The organism is Duganella sp. OV510, from assembly GCF_900100205.1.
Taxonomy (GTDB): Bacteria; Pseudomonadota; Gammaproteobacteria; order Burkholderiales; family Burkholderiaceae_D; genus Rugamonas.
On sequence record NZ_FNEQ01000007.1, the window covers coordinates 338955 to 356251 of the forward strand.

15 protein-coding genes are annotated in these 17297 nt (G+C 63.9%); 8 read left to right on the plus strand and 7 right to left on the minus strand.

Going from position 1 to position 17297, the window contains the following annotated elements; translation table 11 throughout:
- Positions 1-31: 31 nt before the first annotated feature.
- The 3 genes from BLS51_RS19900 to rsmB are packed head-to-tail and all read right to left on the minus strand — an operon-like array spanning position 32 to position 4325.
- A complete protein-coding gene (locus tag BLS51_RS19900; protein ID WP_090187077.1) occupies positions 32-2326 on the minus strand; it encodes a sensor histidine kinase in 2295 nt (764 codons plus the stop codon).
- A complete protein-coding gene (locus BLS51_RS19905; RefSeq protein WP_175472633.1) occupies positions 2327-2926 on the minus strand; it encodes a DUF4390 domain-containing protein in 600 nt (199 codons plus the stop codon). It lies immediately after the preceding gene.
- Entirely contained in the window at positions 2919-4325 is a 1407-nt protein-coding gene (rsmB, locus tag BLS51_RS19910) for a 16S rRNA (cytosine(967)-C(5))-methyltransferase RsmB (protein WP_090187084.1), read from the minus strand. The genes BLS51_RS19905 and rsmB overlap by 8 nt, the downstream gene beginning before the upstream one ends.
- A gap of 127 nt (positions 4326-4452) precedes the next feature.
- Between rsmB and BLS51_RS19915 the strand changes: the two genes are divergently transcribed.
- The 8 genes from BLS51_RS19915 to BLS51_RS19950 all read left to right on the plus strand — a co-directional run bounded on the left by BLS51_RS19915 (position 4453) and on the right by BLS51_RS19950 (position 11049).
- Positions 4453-4770 carry a hypothetical protein gene (locus BLS51_RS19915; RefSeq protein WP_090187088.1) on the plus strand — a complete coding sequence of 106 codons (318 nt, stop codon included), beginning with the start codon at positions 4453-4455 and terminating at the stop codon, positions 4768-4770.
- 115 nt (positions 4771-4885) lie between these two features.
- The gene (gene argS, locus BLS51_RS19920; RefSeq protein WP_090187321.1) at positions 4886-6595 is read left to right on the plus strand and encodes an arginine--tRNA ligase; all 1710 of its coding nucleotides are present in this window, start codon (positions 4886-4888) and stop codon (positions 6593-6595) included.
- A 21-nt stretch (positions 6596-6616) separates the two neighbouring features.
- Positions 6617-7318 (plus strand): SPOR domain-containing protein, encoded by a 702-nt coding sequence (locus BLS51_RS19925; protein ID WP_090187092.1) that lies wholly within the window; start codon positions 6617-6619, stop codon positions 7316-7318.
- A gap of 11 nt (positions 7319-7329) precedes the next feature.
- The gene (locus BLS51_RS19930; protein ID WP_090187097.1) at positions 7330-7995 is read left to right on the plus strand and encodes a thiol:disulfide interchange protein DsbA/DsbL; all 666 of its coding nucleotides are present in this window, start codon (positions 7330-7332) and stop codon (positions 7993-7995) included.
- Positions 7996-7997: 2 nt separating this feature from the next.
- Positions 7998-8792, plus strand: coding sequence for an SDR family oxidoreductase (locus BLS51_RS19935; RefSeq protein WP_090187100.1), 795 nt, complete (start codon positions 7998-8000; stop codon positions 8790-8792).
- Between the two features lie 13 nt (positions 8793-8805).
- Positions 8806-9609 carry a biotin--[acetyl-CoA-carboxylase] ligase gene (locus BLS51_RS19940; protein ID WP_090187325.1) on the plus strand — a complete coding sequence of 268 codons (804 nt, stop codon included), beginning with the start codon at positions 8806-8808 and terminating at the stop codon, positions 9607-9609.
- On the plus strand, positions 9606-10355 hold the full coding sequence (locus BLS51_RS19945) for a type III pantothenate kinase (RefSeq protein WP_090187105.1): 750 nt from the start codon (positions 9606-9608) through the stop codon (positions 10353-10355). Before BLS51_RS19940 ends, BLS51_RS19945 begins: the two co-directional genes overlap by 4 nt.
- Positions 10356-10365: 10 nt before the next feature.
- Positions 10366-11049: an SPOR domain-containing protein gene (locus BLS51_RS19950; RefSeq protein ID WP_090187329.1), complete on the plus strand. Its 684-nt coding sequence runs from the start codon at positions 10366-10368 to the stop codon at positions 11047-11049.
- Here the strand turns inward: BLS51_RS19950 and BLS51_RS19955 are convergent, their stop codons facing one another.
- From BLS51_RS19955 to mrdA (BLS51_RS19970), 4 genes are read right to left on the minus strand one after another with little or no spacing between them, the layout of a single operon-like run.
- Positions 11050-12207 carry a septal ring lytic transglycosylase RlpA family protein gene (locus BLS51_RS19955; RefSeq protein WP_090187110.1) on the minus strand — a complete coding sequence of 386 codons (1158 nt, stop codon included), beginning with the start codon at positions 12205-12207 and terminating at the stop codon, positions 11050-11052.
- A complete protein-coding gene (gene mrdA / locus BLS51_RS19960; protein WP_090187113.1) occupies positions 12191-14110 on the minus strand; it encodes a penicillin-binding protein 2 in 1920 nt (639 codons plus the stop codon). Before mrdA (BLS51_RS19960) ends, BLS51_RS19955 begins: the two co-directional genes overlap by 17 nt.
- Position 14111: 1 nt before the next feature.
- Positions 14112-15224 (minus strand): rod shape-determining protein RodA, encoded by a 1113-nt coding sequence (rodA, locus tag BLS51_RS19965; RefSeq protein ID WP_090187116.1) that lies wholly within the window; start codon positions 15222-15224, stop codon positions 14112-14114.
- Between the two features lie 13 nt (positions 15225-15237).
- On the minus strand, positions 15238-17283 hold the full coding sequence (gene mrdA, locus BLS51_RS19970; RefSeq protein ID WP_090187120.1) for a penicillin-binding protein 2: 2046 nt from the start codon (positions 17281-17283) through the stop codon (positions 15238-15240).
- Positions 17284-17297 lie beyond the last annotated feature (14 nt).

Consider the following 17297-nt stretch of genomic DNA (forward strand, 5'->3'; position numbering starts at 1 on the left):
GACGGCAATGATGTTTGTGTTTCATAGCACTTTAGCTATTTTGCGACGCCGGTGCTAACTTTAACAGCAAAATCAACACTGACGCGCCACTTCTATCGACATGGTTCTGAATATCAATCCGTCCACCATGTTCTTCGATAATTTTTTTCACCATCGCGAGGCCGAGACCGGTGCCGCGCGCCTTCGATGTCACGTAAGGTTCAAACGCGCGCGCCAGGATTTTCGGCGCGAAGCCAGGACCATTATCGCTAATCGCCAGCCGCACGGCTGTGCGCGAACTACCATCCGCGCCCTGATAATGAATGGCTTCGGTGATCACGTCAATGCGCGCCTGCGGTGCGCCGTCCGGCAGCTCGGCCATCGCGTCCTGGGCGTTCTGCAGCAGGTTATGGATCACCTGGCGCAGCTGGGTCGGATCGCCCATCACCAGCGGCAGGCCGGGCGCCAGCTGCGGGTGGATGATGTCGTTGCCCTCGCCGCTGATGTACAAATGCAGGATCTCGTCGACCAGCGCGTTCAGGTCCAGCGATTCCAGCACCGCCGGCGGCGTCTTGGCGTAGTCGCGGAAGTCGTCGACCATGCGCTTCATCGCCGCCACCTGGTTGACGATGGTGGCCGTGCCCTTGTTCAGCAGCTCGACGTCGGCCGGCATCAGCTTGTCTTCCAGCTTCATCTGCATGCGTTCGGCCGACAGCTGGATCGGCGTCAGCGGGTTCTTGATCTCGTGCGCCAGGCGGCGCGCCACCTCGCCCCAGGCGATCGAGCGCTGGGCGGAAATCACGTCGGAGATATCGTCGAACACCACCAGATAGCCGCTGCCGCCCTCGACCGGCAGGCGCGAGCCGCGCGTCAGCAGGGTCAAATCGTTGTCCTCGACACTGGAGGCATTGCGTCGCGGCACTTCGATCTGGCGCTGCCAGTGCAGCCGCGCGAGGTTGCGGCCGGCCGCCGATTGCGCGTTCTGCGCGGCAAACGCGGCCACGATGGCGGCGCCAAATTCCTGCAAGCCTTCGATTTCGTCCAGCTTCTGGCCGATCATGGTGACACCGGCCTGCTGCAGGATGCGCTCGACCGAGTCGTTGCAGCTGATCAGATGGAATTCATGGTCCAGCACCATCACGCCGGCCGACATATTCGCCAGCACCGATTCCAGGTGGGCCTTGGCGTTTTGCAGCGCTGAGCGGTTGCGTTCGACCGCACTGCGGGCGTCCGACAGCTGGCGCGTCATGGTGTTGAACGACTGCGTCAGCGTGCCCAGCTCGTCCGAGGTGGCGACGATCGGCCGTGGCGACAAGTCGCCCTCGGCCACCGCGCGGGTGCCCTCGGCCAGCAGCAACAGCGGCTGCGCCAGGTCGCTGGCGATCAGGAAGGCGGCGGCAATGGCGCCGAACACCGCCAGCAGCAAGGTCAGCGTCAGTGTCACCACATACATCTTGCGCAGGCCGCCACGGGCGTCGAAGCGTTCCTTGTAGTCAGCGTAGGCGCGGCGGATGGTTTCGCCGTCGGCCGCCAGCTGCGACGGCGCCAACTGGATCAGTTGCAGATAGCGCGGCGCCAGGTGGGTGCCATTCGGCTGCACATGGTCGGGAACCGGTATCACCACCCGCAGGCGCAGCTGGTTGACCGGCTCCGGCGTCACCGGCGCGCTGACCAGGTCGCTGTGCAGCTCGTTGCCGCCTTCCGGCGCGCCGTACAGCGCGTCTTTCTTGACCTTGGCCATCATGTCGCGGGTCGGCAGGTCGGCGCTGAGGTTGCCGCTGCGGCTGGCGCGTGCACTGACCACCAGGCCGCCCTCGGCGTCAATAATGATGGCGTTCTGCATGCCGGCCTCGTTCTTGACCAGCGTGGCCAGGATGGCGCGCTCGCTGCCGAACGGCTGGTCGGCCAGTTCCTGCGCGGTGCGGCCGGCGGTGACGCTCAGCTCGCTGACAGCGCGGTCCAGGCCGGCGCGGCTGAGGTTGATGCCGGATTCCAGTGCCTCTTCCACAGGCACGTTGAACCAGGATTCGATCGAATGGGAAACAAACTGCACCGAGACCAGGAAGATCACCAGGCCCGGCAGCACGCCGATGGCGGCAAACAGCAGCACCAGCCGGGTCATCAGCTTGGAGCCGAACTTGCCGGCCTTGTAGCGGGAATACAGGCGGAACAGCGATACCACCACCAGCAGCAGCAGTGCGGCAGCCACCGCCGCGTTCAGGCCCAGCAGCCAGCCATAGTAGCGGTCGAAGAAGCCGGAATTGTCGGAGGCCGATGCCAGCAGGAACAACAGGATGCTGACGATGGCGCCGCCAACCACGGCAAAGTACCGCAAGGCCGTCTTCACTTACTCAGCCCTGTACTGGAAGGTTTTCTTGTCCGACGCCAGGCGCCATTCACTGTTATTCAGGGCGTTGACCTTGAGCGGCTTGGGCACATAGTTCGGGTCCAGGCCCATGCTCAGCTTGACGGTATAGACTTCGCCGACCTTGAGCGCGCCGCGCGCAGCCACCGCCCAGCGGTTCGGCCGGCGTATCAGGAACAGCGCGTCTTCCAGCGACGAGAAACTCTGGTGCACGCTGCCGCTGACCGCCACATTGTATTGCCGGGTCAGCACGTTATACGACAGGCTGATGGTCTGGCGCTTGGTGATGGCCTTTTCGTCAAACCAGTACCAGCGCGGGCGGGTGAATTCTATTTCGGTATAGAAATACAGGGTACGGCCATACTGCAACGCCTCTTCCATCTCGGAACTCAGCTCGAAGCCGTAGGTGGCCGACAGGCGGTAGCCGTCTTCGGTGGCTTCGACCAGCGCGCGGCGGATTTCCACGCCTTCGGCCGCGTGCGAGGGCTGCGGCAGCAGCGCCAGCATCAGCAGTAGCGGAGCGATCAGAAGTCGAAAAAATCGTAGCGTCACGGGTGGGCAAGTACTCAAGAGGTTACGCATTTTTCTGGAACAGCGCGTAAAACAAACCATCGTGATCCTGCCCGGAGCCGCCGGCGGGGAGCAATTGACCGGGCGCATCCAGTCGGACAGCCTGATGTCGTACAGCAAAAGCGGCCGCCTGCGCCTCGGATTCCTGCGGCCACAAGGAACATGTCACGAATAGCAATTTACCACCCGGTGCCAGCATCTGCCAAAGGTTGTCGAGGATTTTGCCGGAAAGTGTTGCAAGTTGGAGCGCGTCGCCCTTGCGGCGCAACCAGCGGATGTCGGGATGGCGGCGCACGATGCCGGAGGCGGTACACGGCACGTCGGCCAGGATGCGGTCGAACTGCTGGCCGTCCCACCAGTCCCTGTTTTGCGCATCGGCCGCCTTCAGCGTGGCTTTCAGTTGCAGACGGTCAAGATTTTCGCCGACGCGCGCCAGGCGCTTGGGATCAGCGTCCAGCGCGGTGACCTGGGCATCGGCCAGTTCTAGAATGTGGCAGGTCTTGCCGCCCGGCGCGGCGCAGGCGTCCAGCACGCGCATGCCGGGCTGCACGTCCAGCAGCGGCGCGGCCAGCTGGGCGCCGGCGTCCTGCACCGAGACTTCGCCTTCGGCAAAACCAGGAATCAGCTGGACACCGACCGGCTTTTCCAGGCGCACGGCGTACGGGCCGATCTGGCTGGCGGCCATGCCGGCGTCGGCCAGCTTGTCCAGGTACTCAGCCACCGTGGTCTTGCTGCGGTTGACGCGCAAGGTCAGCGGCGGCGGCGCATTGCCCGTGGCAAGAATTTCCTGCCATTGTTGCGGCCAGGCCGTTTTAACGGCATCGATCCACCATTGCGGGTAGTTCCATTTTGCTACCGGTTGCAGCAGCGCGGTGTCCAGCAAAGCCTTGCGTTCCCGCAGGAAGCGGCGCAGCACGGCGTTGACCATGCCTTTGGCGCGGGCGGTGTCCGGGTGGGCATCGGCGGCGGTGACCGTCTGGTCGACCACGGTGAATTCTTCGTAGGGCGGCGTCTCGTCCGGCGCGGTCATCAGCGCCAGCGCGCACGACAGCAGCGCCGCCACCAGCGGCTCCGGTGCCTTGGGCGCCATCAGGCCGATCAGCGCCTCGCTCTGGCCCAGCTGGCGCATGGCGCGGTAGGCGATGTCCTGCATCGCACCGCGCGCCTGCGGCGTGGTGTCCGGCTGTTTGGCCCACACCTGGGCCAGCGCCTGCGGCAGGTTGGTGCCGGTCTTGACCTGGGCGATGGCGCTGGCGGCGCCGATCAGGCTGTAGGCCAGCGAATCGGGCTTGAGTTTGGTCTGGAAATGGGTCTGCAACGCCGGTTTCAGCTCCCGCGCGTGACTGGCGCGCAACTTCGGCGCGGCCGGCTTGGCAGGGGACTTCAAGGAGAGCGTTGGACGCTTGTTCATATGCTAATTCCAGAGGTGGGTGACGGCCGTGATCGCGCAGTATACATTAGGGCCTGACGCAAGGCGACAGCGGTGTCGGCTTAATTTAGATCAATCGTGCCGCCGCTGGCGGGCGTAAGATCGGCGTATGGCTACGCAAGCAAAACCCGAGCAAACCACTGACGAGCAGGTCGTAACAAGACTGGGCGGCCTGGAAACACGACTGGGCGGCCTGGAAACGCGACTGACGATAGTCGAAATTGATCTGGCGGTCGTCAAATCAAACTATGCGACCAAGGAAGACATAGCCCGGCTGGAGCAAGCGATCGCGGCTGTCGACAGCAAGCTGGAGGTCAACATGGCGCAACTGGAGGCCCGCCTGATCAAATGGTTCGTCGGCACCGCAGTCACCTTGTCGGCGGCGGTGGGAGCGATCGCGTTCAGCATTGCAAGGTTTCTTCATTAACAACACCCTCCTGTCTCACAGTCCGCCCCTCCGCCCGGTCAACACAGTATAATTACCGCTGTTTGGCCGGCGCCCATGCGCCCGCCGTTTCCACTATCTGATGACCTTTAAGCGCATGCTAGCCCAACAAAAACAAGATATCACGGCCCTGTTCCAGGCCGCCCTCGCCCCGATCCTGGCCGGTACTGAAGTCGCCGCCAACGTCGTGCTCGAGCGCCCGCGCGATCCTTCGCATGGCGACGTCGCCTGCAACATCGCCATGCAACTGGCCAAGCAACTGAAAATGAACCCGCGCGAGCTGGCCACCAGGCTGGTCGACGCCCTGCTGGAAGATCCCGCCCGCAACGGCCTGATCGACAGCGCCGACATCGCTGGCCCTGGCTTCATCAATCTGCGCGTCAGCGCCGCCGCCAAGCAGGCCGTGGTCAAGAGCGTGCTGGCACAGGGCGACAAGTTCGGCGCCGCCGATAGCGGCGCCGGCAAGAAAGTCATCATCGAATTCGTCTCCGCCAACCCGACCGGCCCGCTGCACGTGGGCCACGGCCGCCAGGCGGCGCTGGGCGATGCGCTGTCGTCGCTGTTCACCTCGCAAGGCTACGACGTCACCCGCGAGTTCTATTACAACGACGCCGGCGTGCAGATCCAGACGCTGGCCAACTCGGTGCAGGCGCGCCTGCGCGGCTACAAGCCGGGCGACGCCGAATGGCCTGAGTCGGCCTACAACGGCGACTACATCGCCGACATCGCCGAAGATTTCAAACAGAAGAAAACCGTATCGGCCTCCGACGGTTCGCCCGCCACCGCGTCCGGCGATATCGAAGACATCGAATCGATCCGCGCCTTCGCCGTGACTTATCTGCGCAACGAGCAGGACATCGACCTGCAAGCCTTCGGCGTCAAGTTCGACAACTACTATCTCGAATCGTCGCTGTACTCGGACGGCAAGGTGGACGCCGCCGTCGAGATGCTGAACAACTCCGGCAAGACCTACGAAGAAGAAGGCGCGCTGTGGCTGCGCACCGAAGACTACGGCGACGACAAGAACCGGGTGATGCGCAAGAAGGACGGCACCTACACCTACTTCGTGCCGGACGTCGCCTACCACATCGTCAAGTTCCAGCGCGGCTACAATCAGGCGATCAACATCCAGGGCTCCGACCACCACGGCACCATCGCCCGTGTGCGCGCCGGCCTGCAAGCGGTCAACCTGGGTATCCCGCAAGGCTTCCCGGACTACGTGCTGCACAAGATGGTCACCGTGATGAAGGGCGGCGAAGAGGTCAAGATCTCCAAGCGCGCCGGCTCCTACGTCACCGTGCGCGACCTGATCGAATGGTCGGGCGGCGGCGACATCACCAAGGGCCGCGACGCCGTGCGCTTCTTCCTGATCTCGCGCAAAGCCGACACCGAATTCGTGTTCGACGTCGACGTCGCGCTGAAAACCTCGGACGAGAATCCGGTCTACTACGTGCAGTACGCCCACGCGCGCATCTGCCGCATGCTGGAACAATGGACCGGCGACGAAGCTTCGCTGGCCAATGTCGACCTGTCGCCGCTGACCGCGCCAACCGAAGCGACGCTGCTGGCGACGCTGGCCGCCTATCCGGAAGCGCTGGCGCGCGCCCAGGCGGAACTGGGTCCGCACCAGATCGCGTTCTACCTGCGCGACCTGGCCGCCAACCTGCACAGCTTCTACTTTGCCGAGCGCGTGCTGGTCGACGACGAAGCACTGAAGGCCGCGCGTATCGCCCTGATGGTCGCCACCCGCCAGGTGCTGCGCAACGGCCTGGCGCTGATCGGCGTTTCGGCTCCCAACAAAATGTAATTGCGAAGGACATCCCGCACAATGAATTTCCGTTCCAGCCGCTCCAGTTCCCATCGCCCTCGTACGAAACAGCAGGGCAACACCTTCGTCGGCATCATCATTGGCCTGGTCATCGGCCTGAGTATCGCTGTCGTCGTAGCGCTGATGATTACCAAGGGCGCGACGCCGTTCACGGACAAGGGCCATCCGGGCAAAACCACGGAACCGACTGCGGGACAAATCGCCGATCCAAACAAGCCGATGTACGGCAACAAGGACGCGGCGCGCGAAGCGGCCAAGGACCTGTCGCGCGAGCAGCCAGCACCTGCGCCGGCCACGCCTGCGCCACCGGCTCCGGCAGCGGCCGACCAGTTGCAGGCCATGGTCGACAAGATCCAGAACACGCCGGCAGCGCCAGCCAAGCCGGCGCCGGCAACGCCTAACGCCGCCAACGTCACGCCGCAGCCGGCGGCCAAGCCTGCCACCGACGCAGCGGGCGCGGACGAGAAATACATCTACTACCTGCAAGCCGGCGCCTTCCGCGAAACGGCCGATGCTGAAAGCGCGCGCGCCAAGCTGGCCCTGCTGGGCTTTGAAGCCAACCTCTCGGACCGCTCGACCGACACCGGCGTGCTGCACCGCGTGCGCCTCGGCCCTTATCATCAGGTTGAAGCGATGAACAAGGTGCGTAGCAAACTGTCCGAAAACGGCATTGACGTTGCCGTTGTGCGTAACCAGAAATAAGAGGAGTAATAATGCGATTCCTGAAATTCATCCTGACCGCCATCACCCTGAGCGCCGTGGCGTTCACCGCTTCCGCTTCGCCAACCGATCCGAAAGAAGGCACCGAGTTCAAGACGCTGGCCAAGCCGCAGCCGGTGGACACCGGCAAGAAAGTCGAGATCATCGAATTCTTCGACTACGCCTGCCCGCACTGTGCCGCCTTCGACGCCACGCTCAACGCCTGGGTGAAGAAACAGGGCGACAACATCGTCTTCAAGCGCGTGCACATCGGCCGCCAAGGCACCGAACTGCCGCAGGCGCGCATGTTCTACACGCTGCAATCCATGGGCGCGCTGACGCCTGAGCTGCACACCAAAGCCTTCAATGAAATCCACGTCAACCACAATCGCCTGAACCGCGATGAGCAGGTGTTCGACTTCGTCGCCAAACAAGGCGTCGACAAGCAGAAATTCACCGACACCTATCGCGGCTTCGGCGTTGCCGCCCAGGTGCGTAAATCGCTGTCCATGATGGATGCTTACAACGTCGAATTCTGGCCGCTGCTGATCGTCGACGGCAAATACCAGACCGCGCCATCGATGGCCAACGCCAATGCCACCAGCGAAGCGCAGCTGAACGAAAGCGTCACCCAGGTGCTGGACGCACTGGTGGTCAAAGCCAAGGCAGAGAAGAAATAAGCATGACGCCTTTGCGCGTCTTTATCACCGGCGCCTCCAGCGGCCTGGGCGCCGCGCTGGCCCGCCAGTACGCCGCACAAGGCGCCACCCTCGGCCTGCTGGCCCGCCGTGGCGATTCGCTGGCCGCCCTGATCGCCACCCTCCCCAATCCGCAGCAGCACCGCGCCTACGCGGTTGATGTGCGCGACCACGCCGCCATCAACACTGCAGCGCAAGCCTTCCTCGCGCACGCCGGCGGCGTTGACGTAGTGATCGCCAACGCCGGCATCTCGGTCGGCACGCTGACCGAATACGCGGAAGATATCGCGGTCTTCGCCGACATCATCGCCACCAACGTCACCGCCACCGCCGCCACCTTCTCGCCGTTTATCGCCGCCATGCGCAGCCAGCGCACGCCGGGCCGGCTGGTGGGCATCGGCAGCGTGGCGGGCATCCGCGGTCTGCCGGGCGCCGAAGCCTACAGCGCCTCCAAGGCTGCCGTCATCAGCTACTGCGAATCGCTGCGGCTGGAGATGAAACCCTATGGCATCCGCGTGGTCACCATCTGCCCCGGCTACATTGATACGCCAATGACACAAGTGAATCCGTATCCGATGCCATTCCTGATGGCGCCTGAAAAATTTGCCGCGCGCGCGGCGCAGGTGATCGCCGCCGGCGATAGCTACGCCGTCATTCCATGGCAAATGGGCGTGGTCGCCAAGGTGCTGCGCCTGCTGCCGAACACTGTTTACGACTGGGCCTTCAGCAAGGCGCCGCACAAACCCCGCAAGTCCGCCGGCCCCGCCGCGCCGCATTGATATGAACATCGCCATGACCCAAGCCGCAGCGTCGCAGCTGTCCGCGTCCGCCATCAACGCGCATTGCGCGACATCGGCCACGCACATCGCCATTGAAGTCGTCAGCGAAACCGGCTCCACCAATGCCGACCTGCTGGCGCGCATCGGCAGCCTGTCAGGCCCGCTGCTGCGCATCGCCGAAAATCAGACTGCTGGTCGTGGCCGCGCCGGCCGTTCCTGGCTGTCCAAACCGGGCGCCGCGCTGATGTTTTCGCTGGCCTGGCCGTTCAAGGGACCGCTGCACAAGATGTCCGGCCTGCCGATGGCGGTGGGCGTGGCACTGGCCGAAACCATCGGCGCGCTGGGTGTGCCGGTGCAGATCAAGTGGCCGAACGACCTGCTGCGCGACGGCGCCAAACTGGCTGGCATCCTGGTCGAGACGCAGAAGGCTGGCGACGCCATCTGGGCTGTCATCGGCTGCGGCATCAACCTGGTCATGCCGGACGAACTGGAAGCGCAGATCGGCCGCGAAGTGGCCAGCGCACCATGGCTGGCGCAGATGGACCGCAACCAGCTGATGGCCGCCCTGCTCAGCCGCCTGGCCGCCGTGCTGGCGGAATTCGATGACACCGGTTTCGCCCCGTTCACCGAGCGCTGGAATGCGCTGCACGCGTGGCAAGGCAAGGAAGTGATGCTGCTTGATGACGGCGCGGTGATACAGCAAGGCCGAGCCGCCGGCGTTGACGCCATCGGGCGCCTGTTGCTCGACACCGATGCCGGGCGCGTGGAAATCCTGTCCGGCGATGTATCGCTGCGATTAACCGGAGCACAAGCATGATATTACTGATCGACGCCGGCAATACCCGCGTCAAATGGGCGCTGGCGGCGGAAGACGCGGCGCTGGGCGCATGGACCACCCACGGCGCTGTCACCCACGCCGACATGCCACAGCTGGAACTGGCCTGGAGCGAGGCGCTGTCCGGGCACGCGGTGCAGCGCATCCTGATTGCCAATGTGGCCGGCAACGCGCTGCGCGTGCAACTGGAATACGTGCTGCAGCGCTGTCTGCCGGACCTGACGCCGGAATGGTTTGCCTCGCTGCCGGCGCTGGCTGGCGTCACCAACGGCTACCGTAATCCGGCGCAGCTGGGTTGCGACCGTTTTGCCGCCGCCATTGCCGGTCACGCGCTGGTGCCTGGCCTACCGGTCGTCGTGGTCAACTGCGGCACCGCCACCACCATCGACGCGGTGACGGCGGACGGTGTGTTCCTCGGCGGGATGATCCTGCCCGGCCTTGGCCTGATGGCCAGCTCGCTGGCGCGCAATACTGCGCAGTTGCCGCAGATCGCGCAAGACGGTAAGCTGCCGGACGGATTTGCCGACAACACCGACGACGCCATCCTGAGCGGCATCCTGGCCGCGCAGAGCGGCGCCATCGAACATGCCTGTGCCGCCCACCAGGCCGGCGCCTGCATCATCTCCGGCGGTGCCGCACCCTATATTGCGCCAATGCTGAAAGTGCCGTACCGTATCGTCGAAAACATCGTGCTGACCGGACTGCATGCCGCAGTTCGCGCCGAATAAGGAACGCCTTGTGCTGAAGTTTATTTTCTGGTCCCTGCTTGCCGTGAACGCCGCGCTGTTCGCGTATGGACGCGGCTACCTGGGCCACTTCAGCGGCAATGAGCGCGAGCCGGAGCGCATGCTGAACCAGCTAAACGCCAACAAGCTGGCCATCATCACGGCGGACAGGGCCAACCACGCGGCGGAAGCCAGCGCCACGGCGGTCGCCGAAACCAGGCCGGCGCCGGAGGTCCAGGCCTGCATCGAAATCGCCAGCTTCGTGCTGGCCGACGCACGCCGCTTCGAAGCCCAGCTGGAGCCGCTGAACCTGGGTGACCGCCAGTCGCGCCACAACCTGCCGGGCACCGAGGTTTCAAGCTATATCGTGCATATCCCGCCGCAGGGCAGCAAGGAGGCAGCCGACAAGAAGGCCGCTGAACTGCGTGGACTGGGCGTCAGCAACTACTTCATCATGTCCGACAACTCGCCGCTGCGCTGGGGCATTTCGCTGGGCGTGTTCAAGACCGAGAACGCTGCGCAGAACCAGCTGGCGATGCTGATGAAACAAGGCGTACGCACCGCGCGCGTGGCGCCGCGCATGAGCGGCAGCAAGCTGCTGGCCTTCCAGTTCCGCGAAGTCGACGCCGGGCTTAAAGCAAAGCTGGAAAAAATCCGCGCCGGCTTCCCCAACGCGGAGCTCCGCAACTGCAAATAATCAGCGCTGCACGATGATGGGCTTCAGGCCCAGCGTCGATGGCAGCCCTTGTGCCGCCTGCTGCGCTTCCTGGCGCGTCGCGAACGGGCCGCCGAACAGGCGGAACACCGCACCACCCTGCACCACTTCCATCAGGTTGAATTTTCCACCCAGCTTGCTGCGCATGGCTTCAGCGTTTTCAGCGCGCGAATACGCGCCCAGTTGCAGGTAGAAGCCGCCGGCCAAGCCCGGCGTCGCCGGCGCCGCATAATCTGCCGGCGAGCGGTCGGCCAGCATCAACGCTTCGATATCCTTCGGCGGTACGCTTGCCTGCACAGTGGTGGCTCCGGCTGGCGCGGCCGGCGTCAACACCAGCGGCGTCTCGATCATCTTCGCTGTAACAGTCGGCGTTGGCGGTGGCGTCGACGCGCCAGGCGTAGACGATGGCAAGCGGTCTTTGGACTCCGGCGTCAGGCGTGGCCTGGTGCTGCCGGACAGACCTTCGCGCGTAGCCAGTATGCGCTCAATTTCTTCCGGCAGGATGCGCTCGATCTTCAGCTCATGGCTGCCCTTGCCCAGCAGGCCGAGTTTCAGCGCCGCCGTGTACGAGACATCGATGGCGCGGTTGGCGTGAAACGGCCCCCGGTCATTGATGCGCACAATGACGGTGGCGCCGCTGACCATATTGGACAGGCGCGCGTAGGAGGGAATCGGCAGCGTTGGATGCGCGGCGGTCATCTTGTACATATCGTACAGTTCACCGGACGACGTGCGCTGGCCATGGAACTTCTTGCCGTACCAGCTGCCGACGCCTATCTGCGTAAATGGCTCCTCGTTGGTGATCGGCGTATAGGTTTTGCCAAACACGGTGTACGGACGGTTGGAGCGCGGCAGCAGCGGATCGTTGCGCACATCGGCGTCCGGCGTGTCGGCCAGGTTGGCCGGCGGTGCATCGCCCGGGCCATCATCCTGATAATAGCCGCCACGTCCCGAATTCGCCGGCGGCAGCACCGGCAGCGAGGGATCGATCTTCTTGACGGTCGGCGGCTTGACCACCGGCGCCGGTATCTGCACCGGACGCGGTGTACGCTCCACCACCGGTGCCGTGCCGCAGCCGACCAGCACCAGCGCCGCCGCCAGCACGCCGACGCGCGGCAAATGGTTACGTTGCCGGCGCATTGCCATTCACCGTATCTTGTTTTTCCATTTTGTTCTTGTCCTTCTCCTGCGGTCGCTTGCCCAGCAGGTAATAATCCAGCGCTTTGCGCGCAATCGGCGCGGCAGCCTCGCCACCCTTGCCCGCGTTTTCCACCACCATGGCCAGCGCGATGCGCGGCTGGTCGACCGGCGCAAAGGCGGTGAACAGCGCATTGTCGCGCAGGCGCTCGGCCAGTCTGGCGGCGTTGTACTTCTCGCCCTTGCGGATCGTGATGACCTGCGCGGTGCCGGTCTTGCCGCCCACCGTGTAGCCGGCGCCGCCAAAGGCGCGGTAGCCGGTGCCACCCGGTTCGCTGGTCACGCCCACCATGGCGCTCTTGATGAAATCAATATTCTCCTGCTTCAGCGGAATGCGGTAGCTCTGCTGCGCCACTGTCAGCCGGCGCGCGCGCGAGACGCCGTCTTCCACCGTCTTCACCAGGTGCGGCTTCATCACCACGCCATTATTTGCCAGATTGGCCACAGCGTGCGCAATCTGCAAAGGCGTGTAGGCGTTGTAGCCGGACCCGTTGCTGACCGAGATAGTATCACCACCGACCCAGCGTCCGGCCGCACCCTTGAAGCGCCGGCTTTTCCATTCCGGCGATGGCAGCACGCCGGTCTTTTCGCTTTCGAGGTCGATGCCGGTCTTCTGGCCGAAACCAAACGGCTGCATGAAGTCGTGAATGGCGTTGATGCCCATGTCGTGACCCAGTTCGTAGTAATAGGTGTTGCATGACACGATGATCGACCGGCGCATGTCCACCGAACCATGGCCACCGACTACGTCGTCATTGAAGCGGTGCCCGCCCAGCATGTAGAAACCGGGATCATAGGTCGTCTGCGACGGCGTGCGCTTGCCCAGCTCCAGCGCCGCCAGCGCCATGAAGGGCTTGAAGGTGGAACCCGGCGCATAGGTGCCGGACAGCGGCCGGTTGATCATCGGCCGGTCCGGCGAGTTATTCAATTCGTCCCAGCTTTGCGCATCGATGCCGTCAACGAACAGGTTGGGATCGTAGCCCGGCCGCGAGACGTAGGCGAGGATGTCGCCGGTCGCTGGTTCGATCGCCACCAGCGCACCCCGCCTGTCGCCAAAGGCTTCCTCGACGATCTTCTGCAATTCGATGTCGATCGACAGTATCAGGTTGCTGCCCGGTCTGGCCGGCGTGCGCGACAAGGTGCGCACCGCGCGGCCGCCGGAAGTTTTCTCGACTTCCTCGTAGCCGGTCTGCCCGTGCAGCAGTTTTTCGTAGCTCTTCTCCAGCCCTTCCTTGCCGATATGGTCGGTGCCGCGGTAGTTGGCCGCATCGTCGCTGTCATCCAGCGCATCAGCTTCGGCACGGCTCACGCGGCCGATGTAGCCGACCACGTGCGATGCGGTTTCACCCAGCGGATACTGACGGAACAGGCGCGCCTGCACTTCCACGCCAGGGAAGCGGAAATGCTGGGCGCTGAAGCGCGCCACTTCTTCGTCGCTCAGGCGGGTGCGCAGCGGCACGCTCTCGAAGCCCCTGGCGTCTTCCAGCAGTTTCTTGAAACGGCGGCGGTCCTTGACATCGATCGCCACCAGCTTGGACAACTCAGTGATGGTGTCATCCAGCGTGGCGTTCAGCTTGGAAGGCGTGATCTCCAGCGTATAGGCCGAGTAATTGCGCGCCAGGACCACGCCGTTGCGATCAAGGATCAGGCCACGGTTCGGCACGATGGGCACCAGCGAGATGCGATTCTCCTCCGCCTTGACCGCATACGTATCGTGCTGGACCACCTGTAGCCAGATAAAGCGCGCCAGCAGCAGGAAGAAGCAAAGGAACACCAGCCCGCCCAGCACGGTGACGCGCAGGCGGAACTGGCGCATCTCCGCTTCGTTGTCCTTAAACTCGGTCAACTCAGGTCTGCACCAGTTTGCGGTGCCGCTGGATGCTCATCAGGATGCCGCCGGCCAGGCCGAGCGTCACCAGCGCGGTGCCGCCGTAGCTCATGAACGGCAGCGGCACGCCCACTACAGGCAGGATGCCGCTGACCATGCCCATGTTGACGAAGGCGTAGGCGAAGTAAATCATGGTCATCGCGCCAGCCAGCAGGCGGGTGAACAGGTTGGGTGCATTCCCGGCGATCATCAGGCCTCGGCCGATCAGCAGCAGGTACAGCACCATCAGGATCAGGTTGCCCACCAGGCCGAATTCTTCCGAATAGACGGCGAAGATGAAGTCGGTGGTGCGCTCGGGGATGAACTCCAGGTGGGCCTGGGTGCCATGGGTCCAGCCCTTGCCGGTCAGGCCGCCCGAGCCTACCGCGATGGTGGACTGGATGATGTGGAAGCCTTTGCCCAGCGGGTCGGTGGTCGGGTCAATCAGCGTCATCACGCGTTCGCGCTGGTAGTCGTGCAGCACCGACCAGATCACCGGCAGCGCGGCAGCGCCGGCGAGCAGCAAGGCTGCCAGTGCCTTCCACGCCAGGCCGGCCAGGAAGATCACGCTGAAGCCGGCGGCGATCACCAGCAGCGCGGTACCCAGGTCCGGCTGGCGCACCACCAGGCCGACCGGTACCGCCAGCAACAGCGTGGCCACGCCGAACGCGCGCCAGCTCAGATGGCCGGAGCGGTTCTGGAAGTACCACGCCAGCATCATTGGTGTGACGATCTTCATGAATTCCGAGGGCTGAATGTCGATGCCGACGTGCAGCCAGCGCCGTGCGCCCAGCTTGATGATGCCAAACAGCGCCACGCACACCAGCAGAAACACGCCGGCCGCATAGGCCGGCACCGCAATCCGCATCATCATCTGCGGCGAGATATTTGACACCACCCACATCACGAAGAAGAACAGCACGATGTTGCGCATGTGGTCTTCCATCTTGCCGGGTATGCCTATGCTGGCCGAGTACAGCGTGACCATGCTGACTGTCAGCAGCATGACGAGGATGACGGTCAGCGGGCCGTCGAAGACGGTGAAGTATGGCCGCATTCGACGCCACAGCGAGCGTCTTTCATGGATGCGCATGGTGTAGTGGTCCTTATTGTTTCTTCCGTTCCGGCGTCGCCGGTTGCGGTGCAGGGGCGACGGCCGGCGATTGCGGAGCCGGCGCAGGCGCCGGGTCACGCTGCGACTCACGCGCGGCGGCGACGGCTTCGGCCGCCTCAGGGTCCTCGATCGGCACAAATTCGGCCGCGTCTTCTTTCGGTACCTTGGTGGTTTCCTTGTCGGCCGGGCGCTTGCCCAGCAGGTAGAAGTCCAGCGCCTTGCGGGCGATCGGTGCGGCGATCTCCGCGCCCCAGCCGGCATTTTCCACCACCATGGCGACCACGATCTTCGGCTTGTCGGCTGGCGCAAAGGCGACGTATAGCGCGTTGTCGCGCAGGCGCTCGGCCAGCGCCGACTTGTTGTACTTCTCGTTGGCCTTGATGCCGACCACCTGCGCGGTGCCGGTCTTGCCGCCGGAGGTATAGCCGGCGTTGACAAAGGTGCGGTAGGCGGTGCCGCCTGGTTCGCTGTTCACGCCGACCATCGCGCTTTTGATGATGTCGATATTTTCCTGCTTGAGCGGGATGCGGTAGCTTTCCTTGGGCACGGTCAGGCGCCGCGCGCGGGTGCCGCCGTCTTCGATGATCTTCACCAGGTGCGGCTTCATCACCACGCCGTCGTTGGCCAGGTTGGCCATGGCGTGGGCGATCTGCAGCGGTGTGTAGGAGTTGTAGCCGGAGCCGTTGGACACCGAAATCGTGTCGCCGCCGACCCAGCGCCCGGCGTTGCCCTTGAAGCGCTTGGCCTTCCACTCTTTGGACGGCAGCACGCCGATCTTCTCGTTATCCAGGTCGATGCCGGTTTTCTGGCCGAAGCCGAACGGCGCCATGAACTTGGTGATCGAGTCGATCCCCATGTCATTACCCAGCTGGTAGTAATAGGTATTGCAGGAGACGATGATGGAGCGGCGCAGGTCGACATTGCCATGGCCGCCGACTTTATCGTCGCGGAATTTGTGGCCGCCCAGGTAGAAGAAGCCCGGATCGGGATACGCAGTAGCGGCATTGCGCTTGCCCAGCTCCAGCGCGGCCAGCGCCATGAAAGGCTTGAACGTGGAGCCTGGCGCGTAGGTGCCGGACAGAGGACGGTTGACCATCGGCCGGTCGAGCGAGGTATTCAGCTCGTTCCAGCTTTGCGAGTCGATGCCATCGACGAACAGGTTGGGGTCATAGCCCGGACGCGAGACGTAGGCAAGGATGTCGCCAGTCTCCGGTTCGATGGCGACAAACGCGCCGCGCCATTCACCAAAGGCTTCCTCAACCACCTTTTGCAGTTCGATATCGATCGACAGGATCAGGTTATGGCCCGGCGTGGCCGGCGTGCGCGACAGCGTGCGGATGGCGCGGCCGCCGGCCGACACTTCCACTTCCTCGTAGCCGGTCTGGCCGTGCAGGTGCTTCTCGTAGCTTTTCTCCAGGCCTTCCTTGCCGATATGGTCGGTGCCCTTGTAGTTGGCGGCATCGTCAGTGGCCTCGATCGCCTTGACCTCGGATTGGTTGATGCGGCCGATGTAGCCGATCACGTGCGACGCGGTTTCGCCCAGCGGGTACTGGCGGAACAGGCGCGCCTGCACTTCCACGCCGGGGAAGCGGAAGCGCTGCGCGGTAAAGCGCGCCACCTCTTCATCGGTCAGGCGGGTGCGCAGCGGCACGCCTTCAAAGCTCTTCGACTCGTCCAGCAGCTTCTTGAAGCGGCGGCGGTCCTTGACGTCGATCGACACCAGCTTGGACAGCTCGTCGATGGCTTCATCCAGCGTGGTGTGCAGCTTGGATGGTGTGATCTCCAGCGTGTAGGCCGAGTAGTTGCGCGCCAGGACCACACCTTTGCGGTCCAGGATCAGGCCGCGATTAGGCACGATCGGCACGATGGCGATGCGGTTTTCTTCCGCCTTGACGGCGAAGTCGTTGTACTTGATCACTTGCAGCCAGATGAAACGCATCAGCAGCAGGCCAAAGCAAAAAAATACCATCCCGCCGATCACCGTCAGGCGCAGGCGGAACTGCTGGAGTTCGCGCTGGTTGTCCTTGATTTCAGTCATGCCGGAACCGCTGC

Bases quoted from the DNA above. Each gene is read 5' to 3' on its own strand.
- BLS51_RS19945 (WP_090187105.1), top strand. From the start codon at position 9,606: ATGATATTACTGATCGACGCCGGCAATACCCGCGTCAAATGGGCGCTG.
- BLS51_RS19955 (WP_090187110.1), bottom strand. From the start codon at position 12,207: ATGCGCCGGCAACGTAACCATTTGCCGCGCGTCGGCGTGCTGGCGGCG.
- argS (WP_090187321.1), top strand. From the start codon at position 4,886: ATGCTAGCCCAACAAAAACAAGATATCACGGCCCTGTTCCAGGCCGCC.
- mrdA (WP_090187120.1), bottom strand. From the start codon at position 17,283: ATGACTGAAATCAAGGACAACCAGCGCGAACTCCAGCAGTTCCGCCTG.
- BLS51_RS19935 (WP_090187100.1), top strand. From the start codon at position 7,998: ATGACGCCTTTGCGCGTCTTTATCACCGGCGCCTCCAGCGGCCTGGGC.
- BLS51_RS19925 (WP_090187092.1), top strand. From the start codon at position 6,617: ATGAATTTCCGTTCCAGCCGCTCCAGTTCCCATCGCCCTCGTACGAAA.
- rodA (WP_090187116.1), bottom strand. From the start codon at position 15,224: ATGCGCATCCATGAAAGACGCTCGCTGTGGCGTCGAATGCGGCCATAC.
- BLS51_RS19915 (WP_090187088.1), top strand. From the start codon at position 4,453: ATGGCTACGCAAGCAAAACCCGAGCAAACCACTGACGAGCAGGTCGTA.
- rsmB (WP_090187084.1), bottom strand. From the start codon at position 4,325: ATGAACAAGCGTCCAACGCTCTCCTTGAAGTCCCCTGCCAAGCCGGCC.
- BLS51_RS19930 (WP_090187097.1), top strand. From the start codon at position 7,330: ATGCGATTCCTGAAATTCATCCTGACCGCCATCACCCTGAGCGCCGTG.
- BLS51_RS19940 (WP_090187325.1), top strand. From the start codon at position 8,806: ATGACCCAAGCCGCAGCGTCGCAGCTGTCCGCGTCCGCCATCAACGCG.
- BLS51_RS19905 (WP_175472633.1), bottom strand. From the start codon at position 2,926: ATGCGTAACCTCTTGAGTACTTGCCCACCCGTGACGCTACGATTTTTT.